At 41.8% G+C, this 18,582-nt stretch carries 5 protein-coding genes and 1 pseudogene; 1 reads left to right on the top strand and 5 read right to left on the bottom strand.

The window, feature by feature from the left end:
- Window positions 1-34: 34 nt before the first annotated feature.
- The 4 genes from VPHSUH08_RS09465 to VPHSUH08_RS09450 all read right to left on the bottom strand — a co-directional run bounded on the left by VPHSUH08_RS09465 (window position 35) and on the right by VPHSUH08_RS09450 (window position 13,355).
- On the bottom strand, window positions 35-679 hold the full coding sequence (locus VPHSUH08_RS09465) for a hypothetical protein (RefSeq protein WP_105087340.1): 645 nt from the start codon (window positions 677-679) through the stop codon (window positions 35-37).
- A 74-nt stretch (window positions 680-753) separates the two neighbouring features.
- Entirely contained in the window at window positions 754-9,135 is an 8,382-nt protein-coding gene (locus tag VPHSUH08_RS09460; RefSeq protein WP_105087339.1) for a YadA-like family protein, read from the bottom strand.
- Window positions 9,136-9,646: 511 nt separating this feature from the next.
- The gene (locus VPHSUH08_RS09455) at window positions 9,647-12,052 is read right to left on the bottom strand and encodes an S-layer homology domain-containing protein (protein WP_105087338.1); all 2,406 of its coding nucleotides are present in this window, start codon (window positions 12,050-12,052) and stop codon (window positions 9,647-9,649) included.
- A gap of 259 nt (window positions 12,053-12,311) precedes the next feature.
- Window positions 12,312-13,355 carry an inverse autotransporter beta domain-containing protein gene (locus VPHSUH08_RS09450; protein WP_105087337.1) on the bottom strand — a complete coding sequence of 348 codons (1,044 nt, stop codon included), beginning with the start codon at window positions 13,353-13,355 and terminating at the stop codon, window positions 12,312-12,314.
- 407 nt (window positions 13,356-13,762) lie between these two features.
- Between VPHSUH08_RS09450 and VPHSUH08_RS09660 the strand changes: the two are divergent.
- Window positions 13,763-15,172: pseudogene (locus tag VPHSUH08_RS09660) on the top strand (YadA-like family protein).
- A 628-nt stretch (window positions 15,173-15,800) separates the two neighbouring features.
- Here the strand turns inward: VPHSUH08_RS09660 and VPHSUH08_RS09440 are convergent.
- Window positions 15,801-18,170 carry an autotransporter outer membrane beta-barrel domain-containing protein gene (locus tag VPHSUH08_RS09440; protein WP_105087336.1) on the bottom strand — a complete coding sequence of 790 codons (2,370 nt, stop codon included), beginning with the start codon at window positions 18,168-18,170 and terminating at the stop codon, window positions 15,801-15,803.
- Between the last annotated feature and the right edge of the window lie 412 nt (window positions 18,171-18,582).

Genomic DNA, 18,582 nt, shown 5'->3' with positions numbered 1-18,582 from the left:
TGCCTCGGCTTTCACCATTTATATAGTCTAAATTTTATTGAATTGTGGGCGCATTAATCGCCTTGCGAAGGTCTACTGTAGGAAGTTCGTCCATCGCAGGAGCCATTTTTTCGTCCACAGGTTTCACGCGATTATTGCCGTCTTTCATAGCTTCGTTCAAGCTAAAGATCACCATTTCGTTCATGTAGAAACGCAATTCATCATCATGTACATTGGCTGTATTGCGATCCAAGATATCGATGATTTGTTGCGCATAGTCCAATTTAGCGTCTTCAGATACAGTCGCATGTTCTGTAAAGAACTGTTTGTAATCGTTGTACAAACGATCTAACGCCATGCGCGCATAGCTGTCATTTTTATAACGATGGCTCACGATGTACCAGCTGCGGCGAACGTTCATGTAGTACAACACATTGTTGCGGTACCGTTCTTGCCCCTTCATAACGCGAGAGTCGTCCATGATATATTTGCCTTTTTGATCCAATTGGAATTGTGTAAAAGCATTCACTACGTCGTGAACTTCTTCGCTAGGTACAGGAATGGCCACTTCTGCTTCAATCACATTTAATGGTTCAGCTGGTTGTTCCGACATCATCAATCGATCTTGAGCCGCATCCGCTTGGCCTACCGCGCATACACAAGCCAGTGCCAATACAGGTATAAATGTTTTGAATTTCATACTTCCTCCTTATGATGAGCCGCCCTAGAAGGGCGGCTTTCATATTCCTTACATAACAAGACTAAGAATTCTTTTTATTTGGAAAGTCCTACTTGTTGCATCAACAATGCGATTTGAGCTTTCATTTCTTCATTATCGCGTTGTACTTGATCGTATTTAGCAGTTAACTCTAAGTCATGTTGTTTCATGCGTTCATTTTCAGCTTTTAACGCAGTCACTTCATCTTGCAATACATACGCAGAGCTGATAGGGCCTGCTTTATAGCGTGCTGGAATAGCTTTCTTAGCATCGGATGTACCAAATTTGTAGGATACGCCCGCATTAATCATGTTGTCATGACCGCCAAGAGATACGCCCATATGGAACATTGTAGATTCATTAGTATAGTGCGCTACGCCTACAGCAGCAGCTGTGCTGCCTTTGTAGTGGCCTACAGCAGCCAATACTTGAGTTGGTTCCAATGGATCATATTGTAAAGGTTTGAGGCCGGAAATAGCTGCACTAGTAGCACCTACATCAGCGATTTTACCATCCACACTACGCATAGCACTACTCAATTGATTTACATTAACCGCATCAGTGCCATCTACACCAGGGCCTACATTAGTAATTCTATTACCACCGTTATTGAGGCCGTCTTTAGTAAGGCTTACAGCATTACCTTGAGCAGGTGTAATTGTCATGCCGCCACCGTTCATAACAGTCGTATTACCAGCAGCATCTGTAGTAGTTACGGACTCAAGACCTTTCAAGTCTTTCGCCAACTTGATGTTATAACCATCACCAGCAGCGTTTTTCACAACACCGATATTGTTGTCTGCCAAACGGTTCACATCAGCACCACCAGTAAGGTTCATAGTATCTCCCAAACCACGAACCACTTTACCGCTATCGCCAGGTTGGTCACCTTGGAATACACGGCCTGTTCTTGCTTTATTATTGAAGTCGTCATTAACAGCTTTCAATTGGTCTTCTGTTGCGGCACGACCAGGAACTGCTACAGGGTTTTCAGGATTCCAAGTTTTGTTATCCAAACCTGTTACGAAGTTGCCTTCTTTACCGTCAGAAGTTTGCTTGCCTACAACTACATCGCCAGCTTTCACAGTATTTGCCGTTACGGAACCGTCATTGCCGTCAATCTTAACTTGATTACCGCCATTGCCAGCTGTAATTGTACCTGCAGAACCGTCAATGTTAACTTGTTTTGCTGGATCTTGACCAAGAGTAATCTTATCATTTAATGCCATTTTGATAGCGCCGTTGTCCACGGAAGTTTTGATATTGCCGTCACCTTTCAAGTCGATTGTTTCGCCAAGAGGTTTCTTCACGGATCGACCGTCTTCCGCTTTAAGGCCAAAGCCTGTGGATTTGATGTCTTCGATAGCTGTATGCAATTGACCGCCGTTTACAGCGTCCTTGCTACCAGCGCCAATAGTGCCATCAGCCACATTAGTGATCTTCTTATCAGCCGCATCGATACCGTCTTTTGTTACCTTAGGACCGTTTTCGATTGTTAAGCCATCTTTGTTGATAGTAACAGCTTTGTTGCCACCATCATTGATTTGCAAGCCGTCTTTAGTCAACTTAGTCGCTTCATTAGCGCCGTCCTTGATAGTTACGCCGTTTGTATCCATCTTAGTATCGCCTGTTGTTACAGTGTCTACAGTGATGTCTTTTTTCAATTCTACCTTAACAGCACCGCCGTCTACGGATGTTTTGATATTCGTGCCATCACCTTTAACTTTAACAGTTTCACCAAGAGGTTTCTTCACGGATTGACCGTCTTCCGCTTCAAGACCAAAGCCTTTAGTTTTAAGGCTTTCAACAGCGTCATGCAATTGACCACCGTTTACAGCGTCTTTGCTATCTTTGGCAACCGTACCGTTTTGAACATTAGTAACCTTCTTGCCTGCTGCATCGATGCCGTCCTTCGTCATAGATGGACCATCGGTAATCTTCACGCCGTCTTTTGTAACAGCTGTCAACGGATTACCAGCTGCATCATTGATAGTCATGCCTGCGCCGTTTACAACAGTTTTACCATTTGCACCATTAGCTCCATTGTTGAAAGTAATGGAGTTCAAGTCTTTAAGGTCTTTTGCCAAACGAACATTGAGGATATTATTTTTGCTGATAACGCCAATATTGTTTTCAGTCAAATCATCTTCGTTTGTTACGCCACCCTTAATGTCCAATTGTTCATTAAGTTTTTTCTTAATCACATTACCGGAGTCACCACCGTATGCCATACCATCATCCTTGGTTGCCACTTGATGTGTCTTACCATTTTCATCAGTGTATTTAATACGAGTGATTTCGTTACCGTTGAGGTCCGGATCACCTTTTTCAACAGAAATATCAGCGCTACGGCCGTCTTTACCGTTAAGTCCGATGTGACCTACGCCGTCTTTACCAGAAATAGATACAGCTTCTTTTCCGTCCTTACCAGTCACAGCTACCTTGCCGTCTGTACCGTTGTCAGGACCTGTAATGGACACGCCGTCCTTACCGTCTTTGCCAACCTTCACGGATTCAGCCTTAAGGTTTTTATTCATCTTCACGTCGATAGTCGTGTTACCTTTATTGTCTTGGTTGATGAAAGTTTTAATATTTTCACCGCTGTAGTCAGCATCATCAGCTTTACCTTCACCTTGAACAGTGATAGTAGAACCAAGTTTATTAGTTTGTTCGCCGCCTACATTAGCATTGAATTTCAAACCTTTATTAGTCAATGCGTCCGCACTATCCTTGATTTTGTCATTCAAGTAGTCCACATTAACCGCTTCGCTGCCATCGTTGCCTGTAGCATATGCTACATTCGTTACGTGAGTCCCACCTTGTTTGTTATTGTATGTAGGGCCTTCGTAAGTTACCTTGGATTTATCAGGTGTTCCGTTAGGATCCAAATCATATTTAACAGCACGATCATTCAATTTATCAAGTTTGGATTTAGAAGCAACGTCTTTGATTGTAACGGTTTCTGTTTGATCTGGATGATTCTTATCTTGTACAGTCAACGCTACATCACCGTTTGCATCTACAGTGTAGTCTCCATTAGAGCCTGCCGCTTGATTTCTAATCAAACGATAATCAGTGGAGTTAGCACTTTGAGCATCCAATGCTTTTTTCAATTGATCTTCTGTTGCAGCACGACCGGATACAATCTTATTTGCATCCCAATCTTTATTATCAAGGCCTGTTACATAATTGCCTGTTTCGCTATCGCCAGCTGCGTTGTTAACAGTTTGACTACCCATAGTAGCGTCGCCTGCTTTCACAGTCTTAGCGGCTGTTACGGAATCAAGATTTTTAAGGTCTTTCGCCAATTGAAGTTCCAATTTGTCAGTGCCATCAGCTTTTACGTTGATGTTGCCGGATGCGCTCTTGAATGCAGCGGATTCAGCTTCAGTTACGCCTTCACCTTGTACTTTCACCAAGGAGTTCAATTTTTGTTTATTCACGGTACCAATGTTGTTACCAGTGAATTGTAAACCGTCCTCCATAGTCGCAACTTGGTGTTCGCCATTGCCGTCTTTGTAAACGATACGTGTAAGACCATTTGTACCATCAACGCCTTTTTCGCCTTTAACGCCTGTCATAGGATCGTCGTAACCAGGTTTCACGGACAAGTCGATACCATTAGTACCATTCACGCCGTTCGTTCCAGCAGGACCTGTCAAGCCGATGTGGCCTACGCCGTCCTTACCGGAAATAGAAACTGCTTCTTTACCGTTTTTATCAGTCACAGCTACCTTGCCATCTGTACCGTTCGCTGTGTCAGGACCTGTAATAGCTACGCCGTCCTTACCATTTTTGCCAACCTTCACAGATTCAGCTTTAAGGTTTTTGTTCATCTTCACGTCAATCGTCGTGTTACCTGTTGCCGCATCTTGATTGATGAAAGTTTTAAGGTTTTCACCGCTATAATCAGCGTCAGCTGCAGTACCTTCACCTTGAATTGTAACCGTGGAGCCTAATTTGTTAGTTTTTACGCCACCTACATTGGCATCAAATTTAAGACCTGTATTGATAAGTTCATTTTTAGCATCATGTAATTGACCGCCGTTTACAGCATCTTTAGAACCAGCCGCTACATTACCGTCTTTCAAGTTGGTAATCTTTGTGCCGTCCGGGCCTTCCAATGTTACTGTGTCATGGCCTGTGTTACCGTCATATTTTACGGAACGATCTTTTACATTATCTAGTTCAGTTTTAGACGCAATATCCTTAATCGTTACAGTTTTAACGTCACTGGATTTTTCGTCTTTTACTTTCAAGTCTACTTGATTGTTTTCAACCTTATAGGAACCATCTGCCACGTTGTTCGGATTAGCAATTAAGCGGTAATCTGTAGCACTTGCATTAGACGCTTTCAATGCATCGCTAACCTTCTTAAGTTGGTCTTCTGTCGCTGCGCGTCCTTCTACATACGTAGGATCTGAAATGTCCCAAGCTCTATTATCTAAGCCTGTTACAAAATTACCAGTTTGGTTGCCACCTTTTTTATCCGCTACCGTATGATTACCTACAGTGGCAGTGCCTGCTTTCACAGTGTCGGATGCCGTTACGGATTGCAAGCCAGTCAAGTTTTTCGCCAATTGCAATTGTAATTTTGCATTGCCATCAGCGCCAACAGCCGCAGAAGTAACACCGATATTATTGCCTGTCGCAAGATCAGAAGCGCTTGTTACACCACCGTTGATGTCCACTTGTTTGTTAAGCTTAACATTGGATGTAGCACCCATGTCACCTTTGAATTTAAGGCCGTCGTTCAAGGTTGCCACTTCTTCGTTGGAGCCATCAGGTTTTTGGTACGTAATACGTGTTGTAGTCGTGCCAGGAGCGCCGTCTACACCAGGTTGACCGTCACGAGTAACGGAAATGTTAGTTGTTACACCATCTTTACCGTTGATGCCGATTTTACCGTCTTTGCCGTTTGCACCGGTTGCAGTAATTGTCTCTACATTAAGGTTTTTACCAAGTTTCACATCAATTGTGCTGTCGCCGTTAGCGTCTTGAGAGATTTCCGTAATGATATTGGAGTTATCCCCTTTAACTGCTACTTTAGAGCCCAATTTATTTGTTTTTTCACCGCCGTTATTAGCGTCGAATTTCAAACCTTTGTCGATAAGATCTTGTTTAGTTGTATCAATCTTATTGTTTAACTCATTCTTGGTATTCGTAATTTGATCGCCAAGATCCTGCTTAACTTGATGTAATTGACCACCGTTTACAGCATCTTTAGAACCTGCTGCTACATTACCGTCTTTCAAGTTGGTAATCTTTGTACCGTTAGCGCCTTCCAAAGTTACTGTATCTTTGTCAGTTTCACCATCATATTTCACGGAACGATCTTTTACTTTATCAAGTTCTGTTTTGGACGCAATATCCTTAATTGTCACAGTATTAACTGTACCGGATTTATCGTCCTTCACTTGTAAATCAACTTTATTGTTATCAACCTTATAAGAACCATCTGCCGCATTGTTCGGATTAGCAATTAAACGATAATCAGAAGCACTTGCGTTAGCCGCTTTCACAGCATCACTAACAATCTTAAGTTGATCTTCTGTTGCCGCACGGCCAGATACATAGGCAGGATCAGTTAATGTCCAATTTTTATTGTCCAAACCGGATACAAAGTTACCGTTCTGAGTAGCACTTTTGTTATCTGTTACAGATTGGTTACCCATAGTAGCAGTGCCAGCTTTTACAGTCTTAGTAGCTGTCACCGTATTAACATTGATGTCTTTACCTAATGCAACCTTAATTGTTGTATCGTCGCCACTTTGTGTAATTGTAGTGTTGATGTTAGTGCCATCACCAGCTACTGTTACCTTGGAGCCTAATTTATTTGTTTTTTCGCCGCCATTATCAGCATCGAATTTCAAACCTTTATTAATAAGCTCCGTTTTTGTATTATCAAGTTCTGTTTTGGATGCAATATCCTTGATAGTTACAGTTTTCTTATTCGCAGGGTTTTTAGCATCTTGTACAGTTAAGTCAACTTTATTGCCAGATACAGTGTATGCTTTATCAGCAGCACTGCTGTTTTCAGTCAATTGGTAATCTGGAGCGTCTACGTCAACTTTATATGTTTTATATGTACCGTCAGTACCTTCTGTAATCGTTGTATTTTTACCAGCAACAACTTTTACTGCTTTTTGCGCTTCATCACGGATAACGGATTTACCGCCGTCTGTAATATTGGACAAGTCTTTATTTGCCGCATTGTCAATCTTGTTCTTAGTAGCATCAGTCAACGCTACATCGATTGTTTGGTTGTTAACAGATGTTGTAACATAAGAACCATCGCCTTTTACAGTCAATGTTTGGTTGTCCAATAAAACGTCATTGTTACCGCTGTTGCCGGCTACTTTCAAGTTAACATTGCGCAATTGTGCCACGTTAACAGCATCAGTATCCGCAGTACCTGCAGCCACATTTGTGATTTGACGAGTTTTTGTACCGCCGTCACCTACGGACACCGCACCCATAGTGGAAGTCAACGCAGCGCCTGTCAATCCGCTATATCCGTTTGTACGGCTGTCTGCAGTTTTCACATTATAGCCTGCTTTGCCTGCTGCAACGGAAGCAATGGAGTTTGCACCCAATGCAACGCCGTCATCTACACTGGATTTAGCTTTATAACCGATTGCAGTGCTATTCGCATTCGCTGCAGTTGCATCAGCACCGACAGCTGTCGCAAAGTTACCTGCTGCGGAAGTACGTACGCCGGCTGCTGTCGCATTATTGCCTGTAGCACCTGTGTTATCGTAGTTCGCATCGGCAGATGTGCCTTTAGCACTGAAGAAATTCGTTTGCGCCGCTTCAACAGCTTCTTTTACCGTATGATACGTGCTGTTCTTGATATTGAAATCAGGCGCTTTATATGTAGAACCATTCGCTTCATAGCCCGTATAAGTAGGACCTGCGATGGATTTTGCCAAGTTACTGTTTACAAATTTTAATTGTTTTACATTTGTTGCGTCAGTATCGTTTTCACCGCCCGCCACATTGATGATACGGCGTTCAGAACCTACGTTACCTACCGCAACTACACCGTTTGCAATATTGTTATTTTGTTGGTTAGTGAAAGCAGAGAAACCATTAACCAAGGCACCTCTTACTTCCGTACCAGTACCCAATGCCAAGGAATTATTGGATTCTGCAACGGCATTTGTACCGATAGCCATGGAGTTAGTACCTGTAACAGTAGCACCAAGACCGATAGCTGTCGTATTAGTATTGTTTGCTTTCGCTTCTTTACCGATTGCAATGGCACCATCTTTAGAGGCATTCGCCGAACCACCAAGTGCAAGCGCATCAGCACCCAAGGATTTAGCATTACCACCTAATGCGATGGAGTTGGATAATTTTGCTTGGGAAGAACTACCCATAGCAATAGCATCGGCACCAGCAGCATTAGAACTACTACCCATAGCAAAACTGCTTACACCACTTGCATTTGCACTTTTACCCATTGCCACCGCATTTTGTGCGGATGATTGCGCAGTATTACCGATGGCAAAGGCATTCTCTGCACTAGCATTAGCACTATAACCCATAGCTACCGCATTGGCGCCACCAGTGCTGGATGAAGAACCGAATGCCATAGAATCAGCTGCAGCAGTAGATGTTCTCGCCTTTGTACCAAATGCAAGAGAACGAACACCTTCTGTTACGGTATTACCATTGGCATTATATTGTGCACTAGGAGTACCATGTTGTTGACCAGGTAATTTTATAGTTTCTGCTGCACCGATTGCAATGGATTGATCCGCTTTTGCTGTAGCAGAATAACCCATGGCGAAACTACCATTACCCTTTGCCCAAGATGCAGTACCTAATGCTGCTGAGAATTCACCTTCTGCAGCGGATTGACGCATCATAGCCAAGGAGTTAAATCCGCTCGCCTTTGTAGCTGTACCAAGAGCCATAGCAGATGGTGATAAAGCCTGAGCATAATGACCTAAAGCAAAAGAAATACCACCTGTGGCCTGAGCATAGTTACCGATAGCTAAACCGGAATAATAAGTTGGATTACCAGTTTCCTGAATATTTGTATTTTTACCGATAGCAATGCCAGCAAAACTATTTTCTGTATAGTTACCTCTATCTGTACCATTATACAAATGACTATTATCAAATGGTGTCAGGTTCCCAGGATTTTGATAATTATATAAATAACTACCTTCACTATAAACTACATTACCAGTAGCATAACCAGCGCCATTTACATCATTAATCGTCATAGCAGTATATGTAGCAGCATTAACTGTAGTAATATTACCACCCATTAATAATGCAGCCACCGCCATAATCGCACTCATGCGTGCCCAGGTTGTACCGTTTTGTACGGATTTCACCTTACCGCCACCTGTTTTTACAATTTCAGATACTACAACGTAGCATTTTTTAGTCTTACTCCAAATCACATTATAAATTCGATTCATGATTATCCTTTCTTACCGAAACCTCAGTAAAACACATCACTTGTGTTGCATAATATTGCAAAGATAATAAAAAGAAGAAGTATAAAGATTGATTATCATCTACACTTCTTACACCAAATACTAGTATTCTCAATTACGATACGAATACTATAATTATTCATGATTCTTCATCATATACTCACCCACGGCAATACAATATCAAAAAATTTCTATCTTGTAAACGACTTTTTCATCTTTTCTTCATTTTTATCGTTTATTTATTTCATATTTAATACTTTTTAATTTTAAGAAATAGAATCTTCATCTTTCCTATCAAATATTACGATAAATCCACATATCGGAATATAACGATTATTGTAATTACGTAATCAATTTCATATTTTTAGACTTTTCAGTTTAATGCTTTTATAGATAAGATAATTTTATATACAGAAAATTTATCACCTACAGGTACACGAAAAAGCCGAGGCCCTAGAGCCTCGGCTTTCACAATATAAATCATATATATATTCTATTTTTTATTAATCCTTACACGTTCAATAGTTGGTTGTCCTTCATGATTCTTGGCAATAGTATCCACACGGAATAACGCCATTTCAGGACCAAATTCAGATACGAGTCGATCATCGACAACAACACCGTTTTGAATAGCTCGGTACACAATTTGAGCAAATTCATAACGGGTCAACATACGGTCTCCTCCGAATGTACCATCAGGATAGCCTTCCACAAGACCCCGTCGAGATAGATCGCTAACCGCCGCATATGCCCAGTGATTATTCGGCACATCAGGGAATAATGTGCTGCGGTCCGCCTTCATATTCGTTCCAGCCAAGCCATTCAAAAGAGCAGTCAACTTTTGAATCTGCGCATTTTGTACCGCTACAGTTTTCTTAAGTTCCAAAACTTCCTTACCGATAGCTACACGAGAACGAGATACATTACTGTGAGCACCTACTTTCACAGACATACCTGCATTTACAACGGTTTCGCCATTACCAACAGTAGATCCTACGCTAAACTGCAAGTCCTCATTCGGTCTGTAAAAAGCCCCCAATGCAGCGGCGTTGCCGTCATGATAGTGGCCATAACCAGCAGCAAAGTCCCATTTTGCATCAGGATCGAAATCCAACGGATGCAAGGCGGCAAGTGCAGCCGCTCCGGCCACAGATTTGTTAACCTTTTTATCGAGGCGAGCTACATTCCGCCCCATATTCGTTACATCCTGCTTGATATTAGTAATGTCGCCCTGAATATTGGTTACATTCTTTTTAATATTGGTCACATCACCTTGTATATTGTTAATATTTGTCGTGTTATTTGTAATCTGATTCGTTATATCGTCAGATAGGCTTACCTTATAATCCTTAGTCGTTCCGTTCGTCGTAGTTGTCACATTAATATGTTTACCTGCACTGACGGTAGTGGAGCCGTTCGCATTCACTTGATTTTGCAACTTTTTGAGCTGTGCCACATTCACCGCATCCGTATCCTTTGTGCCGGCTGCTACGGATGTAATCTGACGCGTAATATTTTTATCTGCATCACCGACAGATACGGCCGATTTAGTCGCCTTCCACGTAGAATCTGTATTCGTGGACTGTGCCTTTGTACTCGGATCATACCCAACGGATCCAGCCGCCACAGTAGCCTTCGATTCACTGCCCAATGCAACGCCATCCTCTACGGTTACATTCGTATTATGTCCGACAGCGACCGCATTATTAACAGATGTCGTAGTCTTGCTGTCTGTAGAACCGATGAGAACCGCATGATTCGCATCTTTTACCTCACGATTATCCCCCATCACAAGACCGTTCTTAGAATTAGTCACCGTATTTTCAGACCCTATTACGGTCGTATTGGACACCTTATCCGCCGTATTGTGAAAGCCCGTCAACATGGTATTCGTACTCTCATTGCCTTGAGAGCCAGTCAATGTGTTATTTACACCCATAAGTGCGGAGCGAAGTGTATAATCCGCCTTATTACCGCTACCAAATGCCATAGTAGAACCGCCACCGTTAGAATTTTTGACAGCAGAACGTAATTTCTCAGATAATTCCTTAGCGGAATTACCGCCCGAACTTGGCGCTGAAATACTGGTTACAGAATTCGTTATTTCATTCCCAGCACCAAATACGAGAGACCCATTGGAGTTAAAGGTCCGATTGGCAATACCAACGATACTATTCGCAACACCCGAATAATAGCTACCCGTTTTTGACTCAACACTATTCAATGCACCATTAATGGTGGCACCGAAATTCTTTGTAGAATTTGCAGCTCGTCCACCATTATAATCACTGGAGATAATATTATAAACGCCTGTACTTGTAGTGAAAGCCCCATTGCTAAAACTATTAGCACCAATTGTTGTTGTATAAACATTTAATGCATCTTTTCTTGTGGATGCACTATCTACCGTAGTATCTCCAAGGTCCCCTTTATAATTATGAGATCCAATCATGGTACTGCCGGTACGAGCAAATGTATTATCACCGATAGCGACACTACCTACCACCTTTGTAGGATCCGCAGGAATTCTGGCAGGAGAAAGCAGCCACCCGCTATAGGTCGTTTGCCCTAACGCAAAACTAGCCTCTCCACCACCGGCCATATTTTCAACCTTTGCATTTTTACCGATAGCTATACTACCGCCTTGGCTGGCATAGTTATTAATACCTGCTCCATTGCCGATAGCTACATCACCTGTAGCCGCACTAGCACCGTTCGAGTAAGAAATGCTGGCCCCTTTGCCAACGGCTACGTTTTCCGCCTTCGGTGCATTACTGCCCGTGCCGATAGCTACACCGTTACCACTGCCCGGTGCCACATCCACCGCTCCGGCCACATATAGGCTCGATAACAACACACCATTAATCAACACTGATAATATAAGTTTACGCTTGCTCATTTTATCCTCTCCATTCCCCAATGAATTCCACGCGTAACTAATTCTTCATTATATCTTCATGAACATTGTGCCACTCTTTTTCTATTTTGTAAACAAAATAAATTTTTATGAATTAATGTATAAAAAAGGAACTGTCTTTTCATATCAAATGACAATCATCTGATACTATAAAACAGTTCCTTATGTTGCTTTTATCTAAAAAATAAATATAGATTCTTATGCTACTTTTATCAAAATAATAAATATATATATTAATCTATCAATCAACGTGCACCGTATGTTGGCGGCGCACATTTTCCAACATATTCGCACGAACCGATACTTTTGTATCCGATCGATGGTTACCACCAAACCATGCCGTATCGACACCGGCTAGACGGAACATAATTTTTCCGTACGGACTGCCGTGCTTATGCTCCGGCTTGTTATAGCCCATGTCCACGGAAATCCTCGGCGTGAGCTGCAACTCCGTACCGATGCGCAAGCCATGCTTATCCTCACTACGCCGCAACTGCCAACGATAGGCTTCCATGTACACGCGCGCCCAACGAGCATTCTTAAAGCTAGTCCCATATTCCGCAGTATATCCGTTAGACACATTTTCCAAGCGTGACGCACCATCAAAGGAACGCTCGCTGGACACACCGCGATACCAGTTCATGCGAAACGCACCAATCCCCGACACGTACTCCAGCCCAACACTCATGCGACTGTGATTACCTCTGAACCGATGGTCATAAAACAGATTACCACCGTAATAATGGTCATCGTTCGCAGCAATTCGGCGATAGCCGATACCCACATTCGCCGTCGTTCCTGTATCCGCTGCATTCGCCAAACGCTCCTGTGTAAACCACACATGACGAGATGTCTCATCATAATGACCTAGCGGCTGCAAGGTTTCCACACCGTACAAGGGCTTCCAGTTTTTCTGAAAGCGCAATGACACGACGGTCCTCTGCATCCAGGGCTTCGCCTTCAATCCGTGCATTGCGGAATGAACACCCGTCATGACCACTGCCTGCAACGCAGAATTGACCGCATCCGTATCGGAATAACGAGTCGTCTTTTTATCTGTGGAGTCCGGCATCTCCAATCCGCCCTGACCGATGACATGATCTGGAGTATGAGACGAATTAACATGGAATGTATCTAAGTCGTCAGATAATACGACCGTACTTTCACTATGAACTTGTTTTACCGTAGTCCCCTGTATAGGCTGCGCTGTTCTGTCCACCTGTTTTCCCAACACGGGCATAACGGACATACACAGGATCACTACTAACACAACTATATATTTCATTAAACACTCTTACGTACAAACACACTTTTCATTACGCACATAATTATGTACTTAATACGTCATTACACACGATTACACACGCCGATGACTCATGATTTTATCATGAACAAAACATGAAATTATTTCTATTTTATATAAATATATAGAGGCTTGTCAATGCATATAGAATGCAATGTATACATATAAAATGCTAGAATACAATTTATAGAATAAATAAATATTTAAATTTTATAAATATGTGTCAAAGGTTTCTTATTAACTATAAATACCTATAGAATATATTGTATATTTATTAGAATTATGTGAATATTCTATTTACAATATACCTTTTTGGTATTATAGTAGCCATGTAAGTCTTTTTATGAAAGTTTTGTGAAAGTTTGTTTGTACACAAAGGAGTGTATACGATGAGTAAGAAACGTTTTGTATTAGCAAGTGTTGTAATGGTAGCTTTGTCCGCCTCAGTTTATGCGGCGCCGGTCAATATCGTTGATAACAACGGTAACATCGGCAAGGAAGGTCAAACTTTCACCGCAGGAACAAGCGGCAACATCACCCTCGGTGAGAACGCCGGTGCGGCGAACGGAAAAGGTAAGGGGCCCAATGCCCAAGGCAATAATATAGCCTTAGGTGCAGCTGCTGGGGCCGGCTCATCAGGCGGCGGCAATATCAACCTTGGGGCGAAGTCCTTCCGAGGCAGTACTGGCGATTTTAACGTAACCGTCGGTTTCGCCGCAGGTAATGCAAGCCAGTTGACGAACTCCATTGTCATGGGGACTCAATCAGGGGAAAACTCCGCAGGTGATAAAAACGTGTGGATTGGTAATTTTCAAGGTGCTAACAGTAAGGCCAGCAATTCTGTAGCCATCGGCTCGAATTCAACAGTAAACGGTCAGTTCGACCTTGCCGTAGGGCATTATGTGAATGTAAAAGCCGCAAAAGGTTTGGCTGTAGGCTCTTATAATACACTATCAGAGAAAGCGACCGCATCCGGTGTATTCGGCCAGGGCGAATACGGTAAAACAGCTATTGATGCAGCCAATTCTTACAGTATAGGTAATTAAAACCACATTTCTGGAGAAAACACCTTTGTTCTCGGCAATAATGTGACTACCTCTCTAAAAAATGGCGTTGTCCTTGGCAATGATTCCGCTGACGGCGATGTAGTCGGTACAGCAAGTCATACCTTTGAAAATGGTACTACCGTCAACTATGCCGGCACCGCCCCTGTATCAACAGTATCCGTAGGGGCTAAGGGCAAGGAACGGACGATTACCAATCTCGCAGCAGGTCGCGTGAGTGCTACCTCTACAGATGCGGTCAACGGATCCCAACTCTACGGCGTTCATCAAATGATTGATACCCTTGGTAAAAGTACAAGTCAACAGCTTAATAATTCTATTAGCACTATTGAAAAATCTGTACAACATGTATCTCAAGAGGTACAACGTGTTGAATCGGAATCCAATAAAGGTGATGCTCGTGCCGCTGCATTAGCTGCATTACATCCATTACCATATGATCCAGATAATCGCGTTCAATACATGGCGGGCTACGGTCATTATAAAAATGCAAATGCAGTAGCTCTAGGTGTAGGCTATTATCACAAAGATAATCTTTTACTCACCACTGGGTTTACGATGAACAATCACGTTATGGCCAATGTAGGTGTCACCTATAGACCAGGAAAGTCTTTGTCTACTGCTATGTCCCCTGCCTCTTATAACGCACTAGAACAACGCGTACAAGCATTAGAAACACAAAATAAAGATCTACAAGAAACAGTAAAACGCTTGGTAGACAAACTTGAAAAATAATAAGATCCCTTTATGGTAGTCCTTTGACTACTTTCACAAAAACACACTAAAACCAAAATACAAAAAGCTGTACACACATAATCGATTTTTGAACTACCTTTGATGTTACATTCGTTTTGACATCAAAGCCGTTCAGACTAATCTATGTATGTACAGCTTTTATGATTATTTATATGTAGTTATTATAATAATGTATTTCATCTCAATTTGACGATATATATTTTTATCCCTATAATATAGGTAGATAGCCAAGCGAGTGGTTCCGTTAGGCTCATCTCAAAACTATAAATAATTGATGAAATGGCCTTTCAGTTATCCAGTTACTGGTAACGAAGGGCTATTTGTCTTTTCCAAGACAAATAAGAGCCACAAGTGCTCCAAAGGCAATAACTACAGTTATTACCTCTAGAATTAGCATGATTAACTCATAATCACTCATAGACACCCCTCCCTTCATTAACGAAGAGAGGCCCAACCTCGTTGGCTATCCTAATCCTATTATAAGTCGAACTAATGCTCGATACAATAAGAAACGTTTTAAAGAAATATATGAATGAATCAATAGACGACTTTACCTGTCATGCAATTATCGATGTACTAAAATCGCTCCTATCTATTAATAATTCGCTTAAAATTTATGTGTAAATCCTGCATTTACAGACCAACCGGCCTTATAATCACCAGATAGACCTGTACTAATATCAGCAAAGATGCTGTTATTTGCATTAAAACCGTAGCGACCTCCAAAGGCTAAATCTGTCCAAGTGCCTTTAATGTCCTCGGAAGTGTATTTAGTAGTAGCACCACTAGTATATGTAGTTTTTACTGTACCAGAGAATGCATGGTTAACACCAAGACGAGTATATAGATTACCTGCGCCGAAATGTTTACCGATTTCAAGGCCAAGACCGCCTACTGTACTGCTCACACCAGACTGATCTACTTTCATACTGCCAGCATTGAAGCTATCACCACCAAAGTGAGTATAGCTCAATTGTGCTTGTGGCTCGATATATGTACCATTAGAAAGTTTCACGGTTTTACCATAGCGTGCACCAATTGTATACGCATTAGCTTTAGTCTCACCAGAAAATTTTTCACCAATCTCATTACGAACAGTGAAATCGTTAGATGCACGACCTACTTGGGACTCAATATGGATATATTGGTTGTTACCAAGATTTTTCAAACCATACGCACCAACAGCAAAGGCTTTTTCCTTACCAGAGCCGTTGAAAACGTAATCATCGTTACCACGAAGATAAGAAACTTGACCACCTACGGTCCAACCGCTACCAGTTTTAGCATCGTAACCACCTTGGATACGCGTGTATGTTGTATCTGTATCGATTCCGCTTCCATTAAAGTTGTATTTACCTCCACCAACGCGAGCCCAAATACCTGTTGGTTCACCTTGTTGTAATACGCGTGAACGATACATATTATCTGTCAACGTTCTCCAACCATTAATATTACTCATGATGGCGGAACGAGTACCACGCATATGTGGCGTATCAAAGGCACCCATATTGACATTCATCTGAGGATTCTGCTCAAGAGCTGGTACTTGTTTTTCCTCAGTTTTTGGAGTCGGTTGCGGTGTTGGTTTCACTTCCGGCTTAGGTGTTGGAACCGGAGCCGGTTTTACCTCAGGCTTCGGAGTCGGTTGCGGTGCTGGTTTCACTTCCGGCTTAGGTGTTGGAACCGGAGCCGGTTTTACCTCAGGCTTCGGAGTCGGTTGCGGTGTTGGTTTCACTTCCGGCTTAGGCGTTGGAACTGGAGCCGGTTTTACCTCAGGCTTCGGAGTCGGTTGCGGTGCTGGCTTTACCTCAGGCTTAGGCGTTGGTACCGGAGCCGGTTTCACCTCAGGCTTCGGAGTCGGTTGCACCTTACCATACTCATATTTACCCTGACCATTTTTATCGGCCTGCCACGTAACAGCACCTTCCTTAGCATAACCTTCGGTTAATACTTTAAAACGCGCAGATTCAGCACCTTCAGAAGCAATAGCAACCGTGCCTTGAAGATTTCTTTCACCATTTACATAATTATGGTAGTACACCTTATGCGCCAAATTATCCAAAACTTTATTTACATTGTCCTCAGTAGACAAGTCTAAGCCCTTACGACTCGTGTACATATGAGCACCGGAATTAGGTGCCGCACTTGTAATATGAACATCACCACCCCAGAATGATTCTGGAGTCAATCCATTTACAATATTTTCACGCTCTTTATAACTTGGATCCTCTTTATCATCATACTCACCATTTGGATCATACACAAAATTTACATGGCCTTCTAATTTATCAATGTGAATTTCATTATGCTCACTTTGAGTTACTATGGATTCAAAATTACGATTTTTTGAACCGACCAAACGATGTACACGGCTTGGAGTTGTCATTGTGCTATAACTAGTACCATTCAAACCGCCTTGATACATATGGTCCCAATAACCACGATCACCAAGAAATACATTGATATGGTTTGGCTGTTTTGCATTCTTATCTGCTAAGTTGAGAGCAAAGCCAGTCCATAGTACTTCATCACTATCTACACCGATATTAATTTCAGATGGATGTGTATTGCTACCATCGATACGTACATCGCCTTCAATGGACATATCATGGCCAGTAAAATTACCCTTATTACCATCTACGCCGAGATTTACAGTACCGCCTTTAGCAATAACAAGTGGATTACTGTCACGACCAACTTGAAGATCGCCATTTTTAATATTCACAGTACTTCCATTTTGACTAGTAATGATAGTCTTTCGTCCATCCATTAGTCTACCAGATACATAATCTGCATTAATAGTACTCTTATTATCTGCATCAATTCCAAACAGTGTCCCTTGTACCTTTCCCAAGTTTAAAGTTTCACCTTTAACAGCACTAACAACAGGATATTCTGCCATTACATACGGCACTACAGAGCTAGCAATCGTCAGGGCAATCGCTAAGGATAAATTCGCTTTACACATGCGTTTCATAATAACCCTCTCTTATTCACACTATAAATTATAATTAAACATTTTTAATTATAATTTATAAGGCTATTATTGTAAACATAAGAAAACTGTTTCATCATCAAAAAATAATAAATAACAAAAAAAGGCGGCACCTAAGTGCTGCTCATAATTATAAAAAAATCTATTGAAAGCTATATTATCATTTATTCGAATTTGACGATATATATCTTTATCCCTTTAATATAGGTAGATAGCCAGACGAGTAGTTCTGTCGGGCTCATCCCAAAAGAATAAAGAATATGATGGAATGGCCTTTCAGTTCTCCAGTCACTGGTAACGAAGGGCTATTTTCTTTTTCCAAAGCAAAAGAAAAGGCAGAGATTATGTAACATGTCCTCCATTACTAGATGTTCAGTAATGGAGGACATATCAA

The organism is Veillonella sp. S13054-11 (genome assembly GCF_002959795.1).
GTDB lineage: Bacteria > Bacillota > Negativicutes > Veillonellales > Veillonellaceae > Veillonella > Veillonella parvula_E.
This window is presented reverse-complemented; position numbering and strand designations above follow the sequence as displayed.

What these genes read in the sequence shown, in the direction of transcription:
- VPHSUH08_RS09440 (WP_105087336.1), bottom strand. Translation starts at nt 18,170, where the DNA reads ATGAAACGCATGTGTAAAGCGAATTTATCCTTAGCGATTGCCCTGACG.
- VPHSUH08_RS09455 (WP_105087338.1), bottom strand. Translation starts at nt 12,052, where the DNA reads ATGAGCAAGCGTAAACTTATATTATCAGTGTTGATTAATGGTGTGTTG.
- VPHSUH08_RS09465 (WP_105087340.1), bottom strand. Translation starts at nt 679, where the DNA reads ATGAAATTCAAAACATTTATACCTGTATTGGCACTGGCTTGTGTATGC.
- VPHSUH08_RS09450 (WP_105087337.1), bottom strand. Translation starts at nt 13,355, where the DNA reads ATGAAATATATAGTTGTGTTAGTAGTGATCCTGTGTATGTCCGTTATG.
- VPHSUH08_RS09460 (WP_105087339.1), bottom strand. Translation starts at nt 9,135, where the DNA reads ATGAATCGAATTTATAATGTGATTTGGAGTAAGACTAAAAAATGCTAC.